Source organism: Erwinia sp. 198 (genome assembly GCF_003937915.1).
In the GTDB taxonomy this organism is placed as follows: Bacteria; Pseudomonadota; Gammaproteobacteria; order Enterobacterales; family Enterobacteriaceae; genus Erwinia; species Erwinia aeris.
In genome coordinates this window covers 456,735-474,263 of record NZ_RHUM01000002.1, presented here as the reverse complement: position 1 = coordinate 474,263, position 17,529 = coordinate 456,735, and the positions used below count along the sequence as shown (strand labels likewise).

Here is a 17,529-nt window from a genome sequence, read left to right as displayed (position 1 = left end):
AAAGGGACGAAAGCTCGTCCCTTTGCGGATCGCCTGTTACATTCTTTCGACGGTTTCGATACCCAGCGTATCCAGACCCTGCTTCAGGGTTCTCGCGGTCAGCAGCGCCAGCTTCAGGCGGCTCTGCTTCGTCGCTTCGTCTTCGGCAGACAGGATCGGGCAGTGCTCGTAGAAACCAGAGAACAGACCGGCCAGATCGTAGAGATAAGCACACATCACGTGCGGCGTACCATCGCGCGCAACCTGGGTGATGGTTTCTTCAAACTGCAGCAGGCGTACGGCCAGCGCCGCTTCGCGATCTTCGGCAATGACGGTTTTGCCCGTGACGGCGGATTCTTCAATGCCCGCCTTGCGGAACACGGAAAGTACACGCGTATAGGCATACTGCATATACGGCGCGGTGTTGCCTTCAAAGGCCAGCATGTTGTCCCAGTCAAACACGTAATCCGTGGTGCGGCTTTTGGAAAGATCCGCATATTTGACCGCGCCGATACCTACCGTGTTGGCAAGCTTCGCGAGCTCATCGGCTGGCATCTCCGGGTTTTTCTCGCTAACCAGCTTCGTGGCGCGCTCGACCGCTTCGTCCAACAGATCGGAAAGCTTGATGGTGCCGCCCGCGCGGGTTTTAAACGGCTTGCCGTCCTTGCCCAGCATCATGCCAAACGCATGGTGTTCTAAAGGCACGGACGCCGGTACGTAACCGGCTTTACGCACGATAGTCCACGCCTGCTGTAGATGCTGGTGCTGACGTGAATCGATATAGTAGAGCACGCGATCGGCATGGAGCGTTTCGTAACGGTATTTCGCGCAGGCGATATCGGTGGTGGTGTACAGATAGCCGCCATCCTTTTTCTGGATGATAACGCCCATCGGTTCGCCGTCTTTATTTTTGTACTCGTCCAGGAAAACCACGGTAGCGCCTTCGCTTTCTACCGCCAGACCTTTGGCTTTCAGATCGGCAACGATGCCCGGCAGCATGTCGTTGTACAGGCTTTCGCCCATGACGTCTTTACGGCTCAGCGTCACGTTCATGCGGTCGTAGACTTGCTGGTTCTGCGACATGGTGATGTCCACCAGACGCTTCCACATTTTACGGCAGTATTCATCACCGCCCTGAAGTTTTACCACGTAGCCGCGCGCGCGTTCGGCAAAATCCGGATCTTCGTCATAGGTGCGCTTGGCCTCGCGGTAGAAGGCTTCCAGATCGGATAAAGCGATCTCTTCATGCGCTTCGTTCTGCTGTTTTTCCAGGTAAGCGATTAGCATCCCGAACTGCGTGCCCCAGTCACCTACATGGTTAGCGCGGATCACATTGTGGCCCAGGAAGGAGAGCGTGCGCACTGCCGCATCGCCAATGATGGTGGAGCGAACGTGGCCAACGTGCATCTCTTTGGCGACGTTAGGCGCAGAGTAGTCGATAACGATAGTCTGCGGTTCCACCGGCGACACGCCCAGGCGCGGCGCGTCGACCACGCTGTCTACCTGGGCGGCAAGCCAGTCGGCGTCAAGAAACAGATTGATAAAACCCGGTCCGGCGATTTCAACTTTGCTGGCGATCCCCTGTAGATCGAGATGGGTCAGCACCTCTTCAGCTAGCTGGCGCGGCGCCTTGCCCAGTTTTTTCGCAACGGCCATAATACCGTTCGCCTGGTAATCGCCGAACTGTGCTTTAGCGGACTGCCGCACCTGCGGCTCGCAGTCGGCCGGAGCCCCTGCCGCGATCATCGCCTGACTGACTTTATCTGAGAGAAGAGCCTGAATATTCACCGGATTACCTTTATATGCAAAAACGCCTGCGCGCTGAGGCCAGGCCGTCATACTAAACGGAGCCGGACAGCAGAGTGGCTGTTCGCTACCGCTAAAAAAGAAGGGAAAAAGTATACTGCATTTAGGCTGTCGTTATCCAGGCGTGTAAACAGGAGAGGGCACAGGAAACAGCGGGCGCTGCTTCCTGGTTGTCTGGTCAGGTGCGACGACGGTGAGGGCGATGCGGGCTGGCGATAGTCGTCTTTTCGTTACGAAGCTTCCAGTGCCTCACCAGAGCAAAGCCCATCATAACGATAAGCGCTGCAATAAGTATTAACATCAGCATTTGCTATTCCTTGTGTGAGAAGCGGAACGAATCTATAAGGAATAAGAATACCCTGGCGCCGGCGTCAGGTATTTAAGAATAGTCGCATTGTATAAATTTAACCAAATTAAAACATTAAGTTAAGGCAAATTTTCTAAATAATAAGCTGGAACTAAACCAAATTTAACTAAAAAAAAGGATAATAATTGGCAATTATCCAGTTATCCTGGGCTGTTACGTTTTGTTGCTTCAGGAAAGCTGGCCCGGAAATGGAATCTGATAGTGCAAAAATGATTAATATTTTTAAAGTTATTTAACGAGGAAGGCATGTTTTCAGGTAAAGTAGCGGAAGAATTAAACGATTTAATTAAAGATTCTGGAGAGTTTGTACACAAAATTAACCATCTGGCGACGCGGCTCGGGCTGGATCTGGCTGCGCATCATGCCGATCACATCGCCGTACGCTGCCATCAGGTCGCGACGGCGGAGCGCTGGAAAAAAGGTTTTTTGCAGCACGGCGTGCTGTTTTCAGAAAAGATGATAGGCGGACGACCGGTCGCGCTGTTTGAGCTGCATGAACCATTACGGGTCGGGCCGTGGCAAATCAGCATGGTGGAGCTGCCCTGGCCCGGTGAAAAAGTTTATCGGCATGAAGGCTGGGAGCATGTCGAGATCGTGCTGCCGGGCGATGAAGCGCAGCTGAGCGCGCGCGCGCTGGCGCTGTTGTCGGATGAAAGCCTGTCTACACCGGGAATAGCCATTAAAAATAGCGCGCCGAAAGGAGAGGGCGAGAGGCTGCCTAATCCGACGCTCGCGGTCAGCGACGGTCTGGTAACGATCAAGTTCCATCCCTGGAGCCTGAAAGAGATTGTAGAGAGCGAGCTAGCGCCTTAACGTCCGCACGGCTTTTTCCATCCGTCGTACCGCTTCCACAATCAGATCGCGCGGGCAGCCAAAGTTAAAGCGTACAAAGCTATCGTCGCCAAAATCACGCCCGGCGGAAAAGCCCAGCCCGTGCCGTTCAAAAAACAGCGCCGGGCTGGCCACGTTAAGCTGGCTGGCGTCAATCCACGCCAGGTAGGTCGCCTCCGGCCCGGCCAGTGAAAGCCCCTCGATAGCGTTGACGCGCTCGGTCAGCCAGTCCCTTGAGGTTTTAAGATAGGCCAGCTGCTCGTCCAGCCACGGCTGCCCGTCTCGCCAGGCTGCCGTAGCGGCGACCAGCGACAGAATATCCGGCTGCGGTACAATACCCTGGCGTGCTTTGTTAAAACGCGTGCGCAGTGCTTTATCGGGGATGATGGCCAGCGAAGCGCCCAGCCCGGCAATATTGAACGTCTTTGAGGGCGAAATCAGCGTCACGGAGCGTCGCTGCGCGTCTTCGTTAAGGCTGCCAAAAGGAATATGCTGCACGCCGTCTTCCAGCAGCAAATCGCAATGGATTTCATCAGAGCAAACGATCAGATCGTGGCGTTGCGCAAAGCGTAGCTGCGCCTCCAGCTCCTCGCGACGGTAAACCGTGCCGCCGGGATTTTGCGGATTGCACAGCATTAACAGTTTCTCGCTACCGGTCATCGCGGGCGACAGCTCGTCAAAATCTGCCAGCCAGCGTCCCTCATGTAGTTTTAACGGCGCGTTAAGCTGGGTACGGTCGGCCAGCTTCGCGGCAGAGCGAAAGGGCGGATAAATTGGCGTGGGCGCGACGGTGCCCTGATGGGGCTCGGTAAAAGCGCGTACTGCAAGATTCAGCCCGCTGACCACGCCCGGCAGTAAAACCAGCCATTCCGGGTCGATTTTCCACTGATAGCGCGCCAGCATTCGCGCCGTAGTGACGGCAATCAGCTCATCCGGCGTGGTGCCATAGCCGAAAATACCGTGGGCCACGCGCCGCTGAAGCGCATCGATCACACATTCCGGCGAGCGGAAATCGGTATCCGCTACCCAGAGCGGCAAAATATCCTGACCGCCATATTTCTGCCATTTCAGGCTATCGCTGTGACGGCGATCGATACGCTGGTCGAAAGTGCATGTCATGTTGGTGATTCCCGTTACTATTATTTTTAATGTTCAAAAGCAGACTAAACAGCGGAACAGATTTACACAACCAGCCGGCAGTCATTAACAGGAGAATGAAATGTTAAAACTGGAAGTATGCTGCTACGGGATTGATTGCGCGCTGGCCGCGCAAACCGCTGGCGCCGATCGCGTGGAGCTTTGCGCTGCGCCTTCGGAAGGCGGATTAACGCCTTCGGCTGGCAGCCTGTTGCAGGCTCGCGAAGCCGTTTCCATCCCCGTTCATCCCCTGGTGCGTCCGCGCGGCGGTGATTTCTGCTTCAGTGACAACGAGTTTCGCCAGATAAAGGACGATGTCGCCTGGATCCGCGAACTCGGTTTTCCGGGCGTGGTGGTTGGCATCCTGGACGTGGACGGGCATATTGATATCGTCAGGATGAAGCAGGTCATGGCGCTTTGCGCAGGCATGGAGGTGACCTTTCACCGCGCTTTCGATCTCTGTCACAACCCGCTGACGGCGCTGCGACAGCTTACCGACCTGGGCGTGGCGCGCATCCTGACTTCCGGCCAGCAACAGAGTGCCGAAAGTGGTTTACCTTTATTAAGGGAACTTAATCAGCTTACCCAGGGTCCAATTATTATGGCCGGCGCTGGCGTCCGCATGAGCAACCTGCATAAGTTTGTGGAAGCCGGGCTGCATGAGCTGCACAGCTCCGCCAGCCAGCGAATCGCCTCTGCAATGCGCTACCGTAAAGCCGGTGTTTCCATGACTTCCGTCGCGGAAACGGACGAGTTCAGCCGTGCCTGCGTTGACGGCGATATGGTGGAAGCCATGAAGGCCTCGCTCTCGCTCTCGTTTGGCTCGTCGGCAAGCGTAGCCTGACCCGATTTTGCCGCACAGCACGCCGGGTTAACGACGTGATGTTTGCAAGTACCAGGCCTCATCATTTTGGTGAGGCTTTTTTTCTGCCGCAGAGTCGAAATTCCTCTTACACTGAACAAATCTCTGGCTGCCGCGAGTTCACTGATGAAAGTCATAATGACCGCCAACGTTTTTCTGCTGCCGCTCATGCTACTGGCGGGCGCGGCACAGGGCGCAGATACCTGTCCCGCCAACGCCGCACGGGTTAACGACAGCAACAGCCTGTTGCTGCTGGGCGGCACCGCGAAAGGGCCGATAAAACAGGTCGTAATGGGCGAGTTTGGTAAGGATGTCGACCAGCAAAAACGTATTCTGGGTGAGTTCGATCGCTGCGGCGCGCTGCTGCGGGCGGATATGAGTTTTGACAAGAACGAAGGTAACGTCGCGCTCAGAATGGTGCAAAGCATTACTCGCGTCGCCACCGGCTGGCAGGCCGACTACGTTGTGTCGGTTTTCGTGCTGCAAAAAGGCAAGCTGGTGGAAGTCAGCAATAAACAGGGAACCGTCAACCATCTGACCGGTAAAACGGGCACTATTACCAGCTCGTCCGAGGCGTTTCTGTTGCAGGGCAAAAAAGGCTTTACGGAAACCACTAACAGCTACGACAGCCGACAACGGCTGATAAAAAGCGTGGCGAGAGGGTCGGACGCGCAGGCCAACGGCGAGCTGCACTATAGCTGGAACGCGGAAAACCTGCTGATCGCCAGCCGCTCGGGTAATAGCGAAATGCAGTGGACCTATGACGATAAAAAGCGGGAAAAGGGGTTGCTTATCCAGACGCATAATCCCGAAAGCGAGCTGACCACGCAGGATGAATGCCAGCTGTGGGACGAGCGGGGCAACTGTACGCTAAGCTACTCGCACGAGAGAGAAGTCTTTGCCCATGGTGAAGTGTTGCGCAATATCAGCGCGGCCTATCGCTTTGAATACTGGGATAAACCGCAAGGCGCGGACAAATAATTGGCCGCGCCATACGCTGTTATTTCACCGTCTGGCTGAAAGCGTCTACTGCCAGGATGGCGCTGGCGATATCCTGCGCGCTGAGATTGGGGTTAAGGTTCTTCAGCGTATCGCCTTCGCTGTTAGCCAGTTCACCCACTTTTAGCAGGTTCTCCCAGCTTTCGTTTTCCAGATGCATCTCTTTTAGCGTGGTCGGCATTTTTATCGCGCGATAAAAGCGCACATAGCGCGCAATCTCTTCGTCGGGACGCTGCTCCAGCACCATTTGCGTCAGCGTGCCGTAGGCGACCTTTTCACCGTGCGTCAGATGGTGGATGTCGCCGTCGATAGCGGTAAAGCCGTTATGGATAGCGTGCGCGCCCGCTAAACCTGCGTTTTCAAAGCCCAGGCCGGAAAGCAGCGTATTGGCTTCCACTACCGCCTCTACGGCTGGCGTAACCACTTTTTTCTCTACCGCCTGATAAGCGCTGTATCCCCAGGTCAGCAGCGTTTTTTCACAGGCTTCGGCAATCGCCATGCCTGCAATCGTCGGGTCGCCATTCACCATCGATTTGCTGTGCGAGCGCTTAACCGCCTGCGCTTCGACAAAGGTCGCCAGGCCATCGGCGATGCCGGAAGCGAAGAGCCTGACCGGCGCCTGGGCGCAAACCTGCGTATCCACCAGTACCAGATCCGGGTTTTTGTTATAGAAGCGGTAGCTTTCGAATACGCCGCTGTCGGAGTAGATTACCGAAAGCGCGCTGCACGGCGCATCCGTCGAGGCGATAGTCGGTACAATCACCACCGGTCGCTTCAGCTCGTCGGCCACGGCTTTAACCGTATCCAACGTTTTACCGCCGCCTACGCCGATCACCAGTTGCGCATCGGCCTCTTTCGCCAGCGCCGTAAGGCGAGCGATCTCATTGCCGGAAGCCTCGCCGTTGAACTGCTGATAGTGAAACTCGACGTTGCGCTGCTGCAAAGCATCCTGCACCGTCTTGCCCGTCAGTTTCCAGACGATTTCATCCGCCACCACAAAAGCTTTATTGCCCAGCTCCGCTACGTAGTCGCCCAGCTGAGCCATGACGCCAGCGCCCTGAACGTACTTGCGCGGTGAAGAGAATACGAACTTACTCATGGGAACTCCTTTTGGTGAAATAAAAGTTGTACAGGTTCAACCGTAGCCCTTTTAACGCAAAAAGGGGGATGAAAATGTGACTTAACGAAAATTGGCAGTAGGCAATCAGCCGCGTAATCGCTAAACTTTTTTCCTTTCTAAGGAAACCGGTATGACCTCATTATTAGCCTTTCTGTTCGCCATTACGCTGCTGACCATAACGCCGGGTTTCGATACGGCATTGATCCTGCGTACGTCCGCCGCCAGCGGCTGGAAAAAAGCGCTGGCGACCGGCATGGGCGTCAATGCCGGCTGTATGGCGTGGGGTACTGCGGTGGGCGTGGGGCTTGGCGCACTGCTTCTGGCATCGGAAGTGGCCTATAACGTCTTAAGGCTGGCGGGCGCGGCATATCTGCTATGGCTCGGCGTGGGGCTGCTGTTGAAACCGCGCAGCGCCTTCCAGGATGCCCGGCCGCAGGCTAAACAGGACGGCTATCGTCGCGTCTTTATGCGCGGTTTTTTAGGTAATTTGCTTAACCCTAAGGTCGGGATCTTCTACGTCTCGTTCTTGCCGCAGTTTATTCCTGCTGGTGGCTCGGTGGCGCTCTGGAGCATCGGCATGGCCTTTACACACGTGGTCGTGGGCACGCTGTGGAACGGGATGCTGATCGCCTGCACGCATTACTTCGCGGAAAAGCTGCGTAAACCGGCAGTGATAAAAATCATGGATCGCCTGACCGGCTGCGTTTTTATCGGCTTTGCCACAAAGCTGGCGCTGGCGAAGCGTTAAGGCTTGCCGGGAAAGGGGAGAAAAGCACGGATAATAAACGCACTTTTCGCGCGTCCCTGCGCGAAAAGGGTCGTCCGGCTTTCTTTACTACAGCGAGGCTGAAACCAGCAACCAGCCGCACTAAGGCTGGCGTACAGCCAGCTATCAGTCAGGCCGCTGATGCCCGAAGCTTGCACACCGCATCACCCAGCCGCACGGGTAGCTAAAGCTGGCAGTTATGAGCCACGAGTAAAGCTAAGGCTTTACGCCCACGGCGACGCCGGTCGTGCTAAGGCTTGCGCGCCACCAGTACGGCACGCAGCGGGGCCGGATAGCCTTCGACGGTTTTGCTGCTGTCGTTGGGGTCCAGAAATTCCGCCAGCGATTCGCTGGTCATCCAGTCGGTGCGGCGCTGCTCTTCTGTTGAGGTCACGGAGTAGTCCGCGATCTTTACGTCAACAAAGCCGCATTTCTCCAGCCAGTTTTTCAGCGCGCCGGTAGAGGGAATAAAATAGACGTTACGCATCTGCGCGTAGCGTTCGCCCGGCACCAGCACCGCGCGCTCGTCGCCTTCGACCACCAGGGTTTCCAGCACCAGCTCGCCGCCGCTGACCAGCTGGTTCTTCAGCTGATAAAGGTGATCCAGCGGCGAGCGGCGATGATAGAGCACGCCCATCGAAAAGACCGTATCAAAGGCTTTCAGCTCCGGCAGCTGCTCGATGCCGAGCGGCAGCACGTGCGCGCGCTGATCGTTGCCCAGTAGTTTGCGTACGGCCTCAAACTGGCAGATAAACAGCTGCATCGGATCGATGCCTACCACCAGATTCGCGCCCGCACCGACCATGCGCCACATGTGATAGCCGCTGCCGCAGCCGACGTCCAGCACGGTTCGGCCCGCCAGCGGGGAAATATGCGGCAGAACGCGGTCCCACTTCCAGTCGGAGCGCCATTCGGTATTAATATCCACGCCATACAGCGAGTAGGGGCCCTTGCGCCACGGCATCAGGTTACGCAGCAGGCTTTCGATGCCGCCGCGCTGGCGCTCGCTGAGCTGGCTGCTGTCGGCACGGACACCGTGTAGCAGATCCAACGTTTCCGGCACGATGGTTGGCAGATGCTCAACCGAGCGATCCCAGTTCTTAAAATGCCCGTGCAGCTGCTCGCGCTGCCAGGCGGCAATCTGTGCAGGCAGCGTTTCCAGCCAGTGCGACAGCGGACTTTTGGCGATCAGCTGATAAAAATTACCGAAATCCATCAGTCCGTCCCAGCCTTAAGCGCAATTAAAGAGCCAAAATTAAAGCACTGGAACCAGAGTTCGGCGTGCTCAAAACCGGCCAGGCGCAGGCGCTCTTTATGCGTTTCTACGCTGTCGGTCAGCATCACGTTTTCCAGCATACTGCGCTTCTGGCTGATCTCCAGTTCGCTGTAGCCGTTAGCCCGCTTGAAGTCATGATGCATATTGAACAGCAGTTCGCCCACGCTGGCGTCGGCGAAGCTGAATTTTTCGGAAAGCACCAGCGCGCCGCCGGGACGCAGGCCTTGCCAGATGGTATTCAGCAGGCTCTGCCGCTCGGCAGGCTCTAAAAACTGCAGCGTAAAGTTCAGCACCACCAGCGAGGCGTTTTCAATCGGAACGGCGCGGATATCGGCCTCAATTACCTCAACCGGCGTGTCGGCGCGAAAAGCGTCGATATGACGACGGCAACGCTCGACCATCGCAGGCGAATTATCCACGGAGATAATTTTGCAGCCTTCGGCTTTGATATTACGGCGCACCGAAAGGGTGGCGGCGCCCAGCGAGCAGCCCAGATCGTAAACCTGGCTGTGCGGCTGTACAAAACGCTCGGCCAGCATCCCGATCATCGAAATAATATTGGAGTAGCCAGGCACGGAGCGCTGGATCATATCGGGAAAAACTTCGGCCACGCGCTCGTCAAACGTCCAGTCGCCCAGTTTGGCAATCGGCGCGGAGAACAGCGTATCGCGGTTAGACATAGTGGTAAGTCCGGAACAAAAACGGAAAGGGCGTATTCTGGCAGAAAGCGGCGCGGGCTGCACCTTTTCCGCCTCAGCGCAGCGTGAAAACCAAATCCCAGGGCAGAAAAACAAGGTTAAGCACGATCATGCCCAGCAGCGATGCCAGCGTCAGGATAATACCGTTTTTCCGCCACAACAGCGTGCTGGTGCGCATACCATAGCTGTGTAGCGCGCGGCCCAGAAAAAAGAACAGGCCGGTCAGGTGCAGCATCCACATCTCCGCGCCGTTCATTTCCATAATCACCAGCAGCAGCAGGGCGAGCGGAATGTACTCTACGGCGTTGCCGTGAATACGAATGGCGGTCTGCAATTCATAAAAGCCGCCGTCGCCGTGCGACACGTGGTACTGGCGACGCAGCCGCACCACGTCAAAAGAAAACTTGATAATAAACAGTGCTCCCAGCACCACATACAGCGCGCTGACCATCCTTACTCCACCCGGTCGAAAATTTCTGGCGTCATCATAGCGGTGAAAAGGGCAGCTGTCAGCACATGTGCAGCGTTGTTCAGCATCAGAACAGACTGTCCTGCTGCGGCCAGTCCGGCGGATCGCCGATATCTGGCACCGCCTGGCGCAACGCTCCCCACAGGCTCTGCACCATCGCCGGCGCAAAGGCCACGTCAGGCGTATGAATAAACAGCCACGGCTGGCCCCGATCGCACCACTGCGGCAGCTTGTTTTGCCAGGCTGCAAACCATTTCAGGTTGGCGCTTACCTCGTCGCCGCCGATAAAACGGATCATTGGCTGGTCGGCGGTCATCACCGCATGCACCGGCAGGTGGGGTTTTTTGCGCTGCGCGTCAATAATGGCCGGATTGCTGGGTATGGCGGAATGGACGCCGCGCGTATCGAGGATCACCCGATTCACGCCGCGCTGATGCAGACCCGCGTTCAGGGCTTTTTCAGCCTCGCCCTTGGCGAAAAATTCCGGATGACGTACTTCCACCCCGTAGCTGAAGCTTTTCGGCAGGCCGTCAAGAAAGGCCCAAAGCGCCGGGAGATCCGCCGGGGAAAACGCGGAGGGCAGCTGCAGCCAGTACTGGCCAATGCGCGAGGCGAGCGGCGTCAGCAGACTGAAAAATTCGGCGGTCAGATCGCCGCTGTCGCGCAGCGCGGCCTTGTGGCTGATGGTGGCGGGAAACTTAAAGCAGAAGCGGAAATCGTCATGGGTCATATCGTACCAGCGCTGAACGATTTCAGGGCGGGGCAGCGCGTAGAGCGTTGTATTGCCTTCCACACAGTTAAAATAGCGCGCGTAGTCGGCAAGGGTTTCCATGCCCAACTTTTTCCATTGCGGATGCTGCCACTGCGGCAGACCCAGATAAAAAGGTTTCATCGCTCCTCTCTTATCATGCCGGCGATAACGATCGCTTCCCTGCGATCGCGGGGAAAATTACAGCGCGGCCATAATCTCGTCAGAGGTGCGTACGCGACCCAGACGGGGGAAAATATGCTTAAAGCTGCCGTTGTGCTCTTCGCTGCTGCCCGCGCTACAGATATCTTCCGCGACGATCAGGTTAAAGCCCAGCTCCCAGGCGTTACGGGCGGTAGATTCCACGCCGATATTGGTCGAGATGCCGCCCAGCACAATAGTATCAATACCGCGACGACGCAGCTGCAGCTCAAGATCGGTGCCGTAAAACGCGCCCCACTGATGTTTGATCACTTCAATATCGCTGTCCTGTTTGCCCAGGGCTTCCGGCCAGTCCCACCAGTTTTCCGGCAGCGGGCCGCCGTGGCTGTTATCGACCGCCTGCTTCGGCGCGTCGCCGAAATCTTTCGCCCAGCCCACGCGCACCAGCACAACGGGCGCATTAACGGCGCGGAATTTATCGGCCAGCTTTGCCGAACGGGCCACCACGTCCTCTGCCTTATAAGGGCCGCCAGCGAAAGGCAGAATGCCTTCCTGCAAATCGATCAGCACCAGCGCGGTGGTTGCAGCGTTTAATTCCAACATACTTGCTCCGGGTGTTTGGGGAAAACCGTTGAGAATACAGGCAGTCAGCCTCAATGCGCGATAACAACAATGTCAGAGACGCGGGAAATTTGTTAGCTTTTGTGAGGCGCAGGCTAATTGTAGCGACTTTCGGCATAGCTTGCAGGAAGCGACTCTTATCGCGCCGGGCTTTTTCCATTATAATAGCCGCCTTTTTCGCGGCGGCATCGCCCCGAACAGATAACTAAAGATGCTGCCCGCGAGCGGCGAAGTTAAAAGGATAGCGTTATGCGTAGCGAGTATTGCGGACAGATCAACCTGTCTCACGTAGGCCAACAGGTGACACTTTGCGGATGGGTTAACCGCCGCCGCGATCTGGGCAGCCTGATCTTTATCGATATGCGCGACCGTGAAGGCATCGTGCAGGTCTTTTTCGATCCCGATCGCCAGGAAGCCTTTCAGCTGGCTTCTGAACTGCGTAACGAGTTCTGCATCCAGCTGACCGGTACCGTGCGTGCGCGTGACGAAAAAAACAAAAACAGCGAGATGGCGACGGGCGAAGTGGAAGTATTTGCCACCGAACTGACCATTATCAACCGCGCCGAGCCGCTGCCGCTGGATCCTAACCAGACCAACAGCGAAGAAGCGCGCCTGAAATATCGCTATCTGGATCTGCGTCGTCCCGATATGGCGCAGCGCCTGAAGGCCCGCGCGAAAATTACCAGCTTCGTGCGCCGCTTTATGGACGACAACGGCTTTCTGGATATCGAAACGCCGATGCTGACCAAAGCCACGCCGGAAGGCGCGCGCGACTATCTGGTGCCGAGCCGTGTGCACAAAGGCAAGTTCTATGCGCTGCCGCAGTCGCCTCAGCTGTTCAAGCAGCTGCTGATGATGTCCGGCTTCGACCGCTACTATCAGATCGTCAAATGCTTCCGCGATGAAGATCTGCGCGCCGACCGCCAGCCTGAATTTACCCAGATCGACGTCGAAACCTCCTTTATGACCGCGCCACAGGTGCGTGAAATCATGGAGAAAATGGTGCGCGAGCTGTGGCAGGACTTGAAAGGCGTCGATCTGGGCGATTTCCCGATGATGACCTTCGCCGAAGCGATGCGCCGTTACGGTTCCGACAAGCCGGATCTGCGTAACCCGATGGAGCTGGTGGACGTGGCCGACCTGCTGAAAGACGTAGAGTTTAAGGTCTTCTCCGGCCCGGCCAACGATGCCAAAGGCCGCGTCGCCGCGCTGCGCGTGCCGGGCGGTGCTCAGCTCAGCCGCAAGCAGATTGATGAATACGGCAAGTTTGTCGAAATTTACGGCGCGAAAGGCCTGGCGTGGATGAAAGTCAACGAACGCGCCAAAGGCCTGGAGGGCGTCAGCAGCCCGGTCGCCAAGTTCCTGAACGCGGACATCGTGGAAGCGATCCTGAGCCGTACCGAGGCCGCTGACGGCGACGCGATCTTCTTTGGCGCAGACAGCGAGAAAATTGTGGCCGACGCGCTGGGCGCGCTGCGCCTTAAGCTGGGACGCGACCTGGATATTACCAACGGCAACGCCTGGGCGCCGCTGTGGGTCGTTGACTTCCCAATGTTTGAAGACGACGGCGAAGGCGGGCTGACTGCGATGCACCATCCGTTCACCGCGCCGCGCGACATGACGCCAATCGATCTGAAAAACGCGCCGGAAACGGCGATCGCCAACGCCTATGACATGGTGATCAACGGCTACGAAGTGGGCGGCGGCTCGGTGCGTATTCACCGTGGCGACATGCAGCAGACGGTATTTGGCATCCTGGGCATCACCGAGCAGGAGCAGCGTGAAAAGTTCGGCTTCCTGCTGGATGCGCTGAAGTTCGGCACGCCGCCGCACGCTGGTTTAGCCTTTGGGTTGGATCGCCTGGTTATGCTGTTAACCGGCACCGACAACATCCGTGACGTTATCGCCTTCCCGAAAACCACGGCGGCGGCCTGCCTGATGACCGAAGCGCCAAGCTTCGCCAATCCGGCTTCGCTGACGGAGCTGGGGATCCAGGTGATAAAAAAGGATAAGCCTGAGAGCAACTAAGATGGCTTTCAAGCGGCCCGTATCGGTTCTGGTGGTGATCTTCGCCCGCAATACCGGGCGAGTGCTGATGCTGCAACGGCGCGACGATCCGGAGTTCTGGCAATCCGTTACCGGCAGTCAGGAAGAGGGCGAAAGCCTGGCGGAAACCGCGCGGCGGGAAGTGCTGGAAGAGACAGGGATTGATATCAACGCCGGGCAGCTCACATTAGTGGACTGCCGGCGTCGGATAGAATTTGAAATCTTTGCGCATTTTCGCCACCGCTACGCGCCGGAGGTCACGCATAACAGCGAACACTGGTTTTACCTGGCGCTGCCTGCTGAACAGCCGGTTACGCTAAGCGAGCATCTGGCCTGGCGCTGGATGGCGGCCGCAGAAGGCGCGGCGCTGTGCAAGTCCTGGAGCAACCGCCAGGCCATTGAAGAATTTGTAGTTTAGCTCCCTGGCTTCTGGCTAATGGCCGGTGAAGGGATGGAATTAGTTAAATGTTCAGGCTTTTATCGGCGCAGTGAGTTTGTTCGCTACCGGTCTGCGTCCGTGAGGACTGCAGACGCTGCCAGCGGACAACGTTACGCGCAGGATAGCCTGTCCGATCTATATCTGGAGAAAGAGTTAATGGCTGGTCACAGTAAATGGGCTAACACCAAGCACCGTAAAGCGGCTCAGGATGCCAAGCGCGGTAAAATTTTCACTAAAATTATCCGCGAGCTGGTTACGGCAGCTAAGCTGGGCGGTGGCGATCCGGGTTCTAACCCGCGCCTGCGCGCGGCAATGGATAAGGCGCTGTCCAACAACATGACGCGCGATACCATGAACCGTGCTATTGCGCGCGGCGTGGGGGGTGAAGATGACAGCAACATGGAAACCATCATCTATGAAGGCTATGGTCCTGGCGGCACGGCGGTGATGGTGGAATGCCTGAGCGACAACCGCAACCGTACCGTTTCCGAAGTGCGTCATGCCTTCACCAAAACCGGCGGCAACCTCGGCACCGACGGCTCCGTGGCCTATCTGTTTACCCGCAAAGGCGTGATTTCTTTCGCCCCGGGTCTGGAAGAAGACGCCCTGATGGACGCTGCGCTGGAAGCGGGTGCGGACGACGTGGTGACCTATGACGACGGCGCGATGGATGTCTTTACCGCGTGGGAATCGCTGGGCGAAGTGAAAGATGCGCTGGCCGCTGCGGGCCTGACTGCCGACAGCGCCGAAGTCACCATGATCCCTTCCACCAAAGCGGATATGGATGCGGAAACGGCGCCGAAGCTGCTGCGCCTGATCGATATGCTGGAAGATTGCGACGACGTGCAGGAAGTTTACCATAACGGCGAGATCTCCGACGAGGTCGCGGCAACGCTGTAATGGCGTACTTCACGCAACGGCCGGGAGAGGCGCAATGGCGATCATTTTAGGTATCGATCCCGGCTCGCGGATTACCGGCTACGGTATTATTCGTCAGGTAGGTCGCCAGTTGACCTACCTGGGCAGCGGCTGCATTCGCACCAGTTCGACCGATCTGCCGTCCCGCCTGAAGCTGATTTATGCAGGCGTCAGCGAGATTATCACCCAGTTTCAGCCGGACTATTTCGCCATTGAGCAGGTCTTTATGGCGAAAAACGCCGATTCGGCGCTGAAGCTGGGCCAGGCTCGCGGCGCGGCCATCGTGGCGGCGGTCAATCACGATCTGCCGGTGTTTGAATACGCGGCACGACAGGTCAAGCAAACCGTGGTCGGCATCGGCAGCGCAGAGAAAAGCCAGGTGCAGCATATGGTGAAAACGCTGCTGAAGCTCTCCGCCAGCCCGCAGGCGGATGCGGCGGATGCGCTGGCTATCGCCATCACCCACTGCCATCTCAGCCAGAATATTAACCGGCTGGGCGAAGGCAAACTCAACCTGGCGCGCGGTCGCCTGCGTTCCTGATAAGCTGGATATCTATCCAGCTTTTTTTATGATATAAATCCCCGCATTAACACATTTCTGAAGGAAGCTTACGGTGATAGGTCGTCTGAGAGGCAAGATTCTGGAAAAACAGCCGCCGCTGGTGCTGTTGGAAGTCGGCGGCGTGGGTTATGAAGTGCATATGCCGATGACCTGTTTTTATGAGCTTCCCGAGCTGGATCACGAAGCAACGCTGTTCACCCACTTTGTGGTGCGCGAGGACGCGCAGCTGCTGTTCGGCTTTAACAGCCGCCAGGAGAGAGCGCTATTTCGCGAGCTGATCAAGGTTAACGGCGTTGGGCCAAAGCTGGCGCTGGCGATCCTGTCCGGCATGTCGGCGCAGCAGTTTGTTACGGCCGTAGAGCGCGAAGAGATCGCCTCGCTGGTGAAGCTGCCGGGCGTGGGCAAAAAGACCGCCGAGCGTCTGGTGGTCGAAATGAAAGACCGCTTTAAAGGGATGCATGGCGACCTGTTTGCCGCCGATGCGCCTTTCGCGCTGACCAGCGAAGTGCAGGCGCCTGCCGCAGGCAACAGCGCGGAAGAGGAAGCCGTTGCCGCACTGGTGTCGCTGGGGTATAAACCTCAGGAAGCCAGCCGGATGATCGGCAAAGTCGGCCGCCCGGATGCAGATTGTGAAACGCTGATCCGTGAAGCCCTGCGCGCAGCTATTTGAGGTAAAGCATGATTGAAGCCGATCGCCTGGTATCGCCGGGAACCTTCAGCGAAGAAGAAGTCATTGATCGCGCCATCCGGCCGAAGCTGCTGGAAGAGTATGTCGGCCAGCCGGTAGTGCGCGAGCAGATGGAGATCTTTATCCAGGCCGCCAAAATGCGCGGCGACGCGCTGGATCATCTGCTGGTATTCGGCCCGCCGGGGCTGGGAAAAACCACGCTGGCCGGGATCGTCGCCAACGAGCTGGGCGTCAACCTGCGCACCACCTCCGGGCCGGTGCTGGAGAAAGCGGGCGACCTGGCCGCCATGCTGACCAACCTTGAACCGCACGACGTGCTCTTTATCGATGAGATCCATCGTCTTTCGCCGGTGGTGGAAGAGGTGCTTTATCCGGCGATGGAAGACTATCAGCTGGATATTATGATCGGTGAAGGCCCGGCCGCGCGCTCCATCAAACTGGATCTGCCGCCGTTTACCCTGATTGGCGCGACGACGCGGGCCGGCTCGCTAACGTCGCCGCTGCGTGACCGTTTCGGTATCGTACAGCGTCTGGAGTTTTATCAGGTAAAAGACCTCCAGCATATCGTCGGGCGCAGCGCCAGCTGCCTGGGCCTGCCGCTGAGCGAAGAGGGCGCGCTGGAAATCGCCCGCCGCTCGCGCGGCACGCCGCGTATCGCCAACCGTCTGCTGCGCCGGGTCAGGGACTTCTCCGAGGTCAAAGCGCAGGGCAGCCTGAGCGGCGACGTGGCCGCCAGAGCGCTGGATATGCTGAACGTGGACACGGAAGGCTTCGATTATATGGACCGCAAGCTGCTGCTGGCGATCATCGACAAGTTTACCGGCGGCCCGGTCGGGCTGGACAACCTGGCGGCGGCGATCGGCGAAGAGCGCGAAACCATTGAGGACGTGCTGGAGCCTTATCTTATCCAGCAGGGATTTATCCAGCGCACGCCGCGCGGCCGGATGGCGACGCAGCATGCCTATAAGCACTTCGGCATTACGCGGGAAGAGTAAGCCATAAAAAAACCGGTCAGCGACGACCGGTTTTTTCTTT

At 57.4% G+C, this 17,529-nt stretch carries 19 protein-coding genes; 10 read left to right on the top strand and 9 right to left on the bottom strand.

The genetic code is table 11. The features are described 5' to 3' along the window. Positions 1 to 36: 36 nt before the first annotated feature. Positions 37 to 1,767, bottom strand: a complete 1,731-nt coding sequence (gene argS, locus EGK14_RS04775; RefSeq protein ID WP_125287930.1) for an arginine--tRNA ligase — start codon at positions 1,765 to 1,767, stop codon at positions 37 to 39. Positions 1,768 to 1,963: 196 nt separating this feature from the next. Next, entirely contained in the window at positions 1,964 to 2,092 is a 129-nt protein-coding gene (locus EGK14_RS21725; protein ID WP_255416510.1) for a hypothetical protein, read from the bottom strand. Between the two features lie 306 nt (positions 2,093 to 2,398). Here EGK14_RS21725 and EGK14_RS04770 point away from each other — a divergent pair, with 306 nt between their 5' ends. Further along, on the top strand, positions 2,399 to 2,965 hold the full coding sequence (locus EGK14_RS04770; RefSeq protein ID WP_125287929.1) for a VOC family protein: 567 nt from the start codon (positions 2,399 to 2,401) through the stop codon (positions 2,963 to 2,965). On the opposite strand, the gene EGK14_RS04765 is transcribed toward EGK14_RS04770, so the two are convergent. After that, entirely contained in the window at positions 2,954 to 4,102 is a 1,149-nt protein-coding gene (locus EGK14_RS04765; RefSeq protein WP_125287928.1) for a MalY/PatB family protein, read from the bottom strand. The two genes, EGK14_RS04770 and EGK14_RS04765, sit on opposite strands and share 12 nt — an antisense overlap. Positions 4,103 to 4,202: 100 nt before the next feature. On the opposite strand from EGK14_RS04765, the gene cutC reads away from it, so the two are divergent. Together cutC and EGK14_RS04755 are read left to right on the top strand one after the other, a co-directional pair. Next, a complete protein-coding gene (gene cutC, locus EGK14_RS04760) occupies positions 4,203 to 4,964 on the top strand; it encodes a copper homeostasis protein CutC (protein ID WP_125287927.1) in 762 nt (253 codons plus the stop codon). Positions 4,965 to 5,108: 144 nt separating this feature from the next. Beyond that, positions 5,109 to 5,963 carry a hypothetical protein gene (locus tag EGK14_RS04755; RefSeq protein WP_125287926.1) on the top strand — a complete coding sequence of 285 codons (855 nt, stop codon included), beginning with the start codon at positions 5,109 to 5,111 and terminating at the stop codon, positions 5,961 to 5,963. A 19-nt stretch (positions 5,964 to 5,982) separates the two neighbouring features. Here EGK14_RS04755 and EGK14_RS04750 read toward each other — a convergent pair whose 3' ends face one another. Next, the gene (locus EGK14_RS04750) at positions 5,983 to 7,080 is read right to left on the bottom strand and encodes a glycerol dehydrogenase (RefSeq protein WP_125287925.1); all 1,098 of its coding nucleotides are present in this window, start codon (positions 7,078 to 7,080) and stop codon (positions 5,983 to 5,985) included. 151 nt (positions 7,081 to 7,231) lie between these two features. Here EGK14_RS04750 and EGK14_RS04745 point away from each other — a divergent pair, with 151 nt between their 5' ends. Beyond that, a complete protein-coding gene (locus EGK14_RS04745) occupies positions 7,232 to 7,849 on the top strand; it encodes a LysE family translocator (protein WP_125287924.1) in 618 nt (205 codons plus the stop codon). 268 nt (positions 7,850 to 8,117) lie between these two features. Here the strand turns inward: EGK14_RS04745 and cmoB are convergent, their stop codons facing one another. From cmoB to EGK14_RS04720, 5 genes are all read right to left on the bottom strand, one after another. Further along, positions 8,118 to 9,086, bottom strand: coding sequence for a tRNA 5-methoxyuridine(34)/uridine 5-oxyacetic acid(34) synthase CmoB (gene cmoB, locus EGK14_RS04740; protein WP_125287923.1), 969 nt, complete (start codon positions 9,084 to 9,086; stop codon positions 8,118 to 8,120). Continuing rightward, positions 9,083 to 9,823 (bottom strand): carboxy-S-adenosyl-L-methionine synthase CmoA, encoded by a 741-nt coding sequence (cmoA, locus tag EGK14_RS04735; RefSeq protein ID WP_125287922.1) that lies wholly within the window; start codon positions 9,821 to 9,823, stop codon positions 9,083 to 9,085. Before cmoA ends, cmoB begins: the two co-directional genes overlap by 4 nt. Before the next feature lie 73 nt (positions 9,824 to 9,896). After that, positions 9,897 to 10,292 carry an MAPEG family protein gene (locus EGK14_RS04730; protein ID WP_125287921.1) on the bottom strand — a complete coding sequence of 132 codons (396 nt, stop codon included), beginning with the start codon at positions 10,290 to 10,292 and terminating at the stop codon, positions 9,897 to 9,899. An 85-nt stretch (positions 10,293 to 10,377) separates the two neighbouring features. Continuing rightward, the gene (locus EGK14_RS04725; RefSeq protein ID WP_125287920.1) at positions 10,378 to 11,202 is read right to left on the bottom strand and encodes a DUF72 domain-containing protein; all 825 of its coding nucleotides are present in this window, start codon (positions 11,200 to 11,202) and stop codon (positions 10,378 to 10,380) included. Between the two features lie 57 nt (positions 11,203 to 11,259). Then, a complete protein-coding gene (locus tag EGK14_RS04720; protein ID WP_125287919.1) occupies positions 11,260 to 11,823 on the bottom strand; it encodes a hydrolase in 564 nt (187 codons plus the stop codon). A gap of 267 nt (positions 11,824 to 12,090) precedes the next feature. On the opposite strand from EGK14_RS04720, the gene aspS reads away from it, so the two are divergent. The 6 genes from aspS (at position 12,091) to ruvB (ending at position 17,489) form a co-directional block, all read left to right on the top strand. Beyond that, complete coding sequence (gene aspS, locus EGK14_RS04715; protein WP_125287918.1) at positions 12,091 to 13,869, top strand: aspartate--tRNA ligase; 1,779 nt, start codon at positions 12,091 to 12,093, stop codon at positions 13,867 to 13,869. Between the two features lies 1 nt (position 13,870). Then, positions 13,871 to 14,305: a dihydroneopterin triphosphate diphosphatase gene (nudB, locus tag EGK14_RS04710; RefSeq protein ID WP_125287917.1), complete on the top strand. Its 435-nt coding sequence runs from the start codon at positions 13,871 to 13,873 to the stop codon at positions 14,303 to 14,305. A gap of 177 nt (positions 14,306 to 14,482) precedes the next feature. Beyond that, the gene (locus EGK14_RS04705) at positions 14,483 to 15,226 is read left to right on the top strand and encodes a YebC/PmpR family DNA-binding transcriptional regulator (protein ID WP_125287916.1); all 744 of its coding nucleotides are present in this window, start codon (positions 14,483 to 14,485) and stop codon (positions 15,224 to 15,226) included. A 34-nt stretch (positions 15,227 to 15,260) separates the two neighbouring features. After that, complete coding sequence (ruvC, locus tag EGK14_RS04700; protein ID WP_125287915.1) at positions 15,261 to 15,785, top strand: crossover junction endodeoxyribonuclease RuvC; 525 nt, start codon at positions 15,261 to 15,263, stop codon at positions 15,783 to 15,785. A 73-nt stretch (positions 15,786 to 15,858) separates the two neighbouring features. Continuing rightward, complete coding sequence (ruvA, locus tag EGK14_RS04695; protein WP_125287914.1) at positions 15,859 to 16,476, top strand: Holliday junction branch migration protein RuvA; 618 nt, start codon at positions 15,859 to 15,861, stop codon at positions 16,474 to 16,476. A gap of 8 nt (positions 16,477 to 16,484) precedes the next feature. Further along, complete coding sequence (gene ruvB / locus EGK14_RS04690) at positions 16,485 to 17,489, top strand: Holliday junction branch migration DNA helicase RuvB (protein ID WP_125287913.1); 1,005 nt, start codon at positions 16,485 to 16,487, stop codon at positions 17,487 to 17,489. Positions 17,490 to 17,529: the final 40 nt, after the last annotated feature.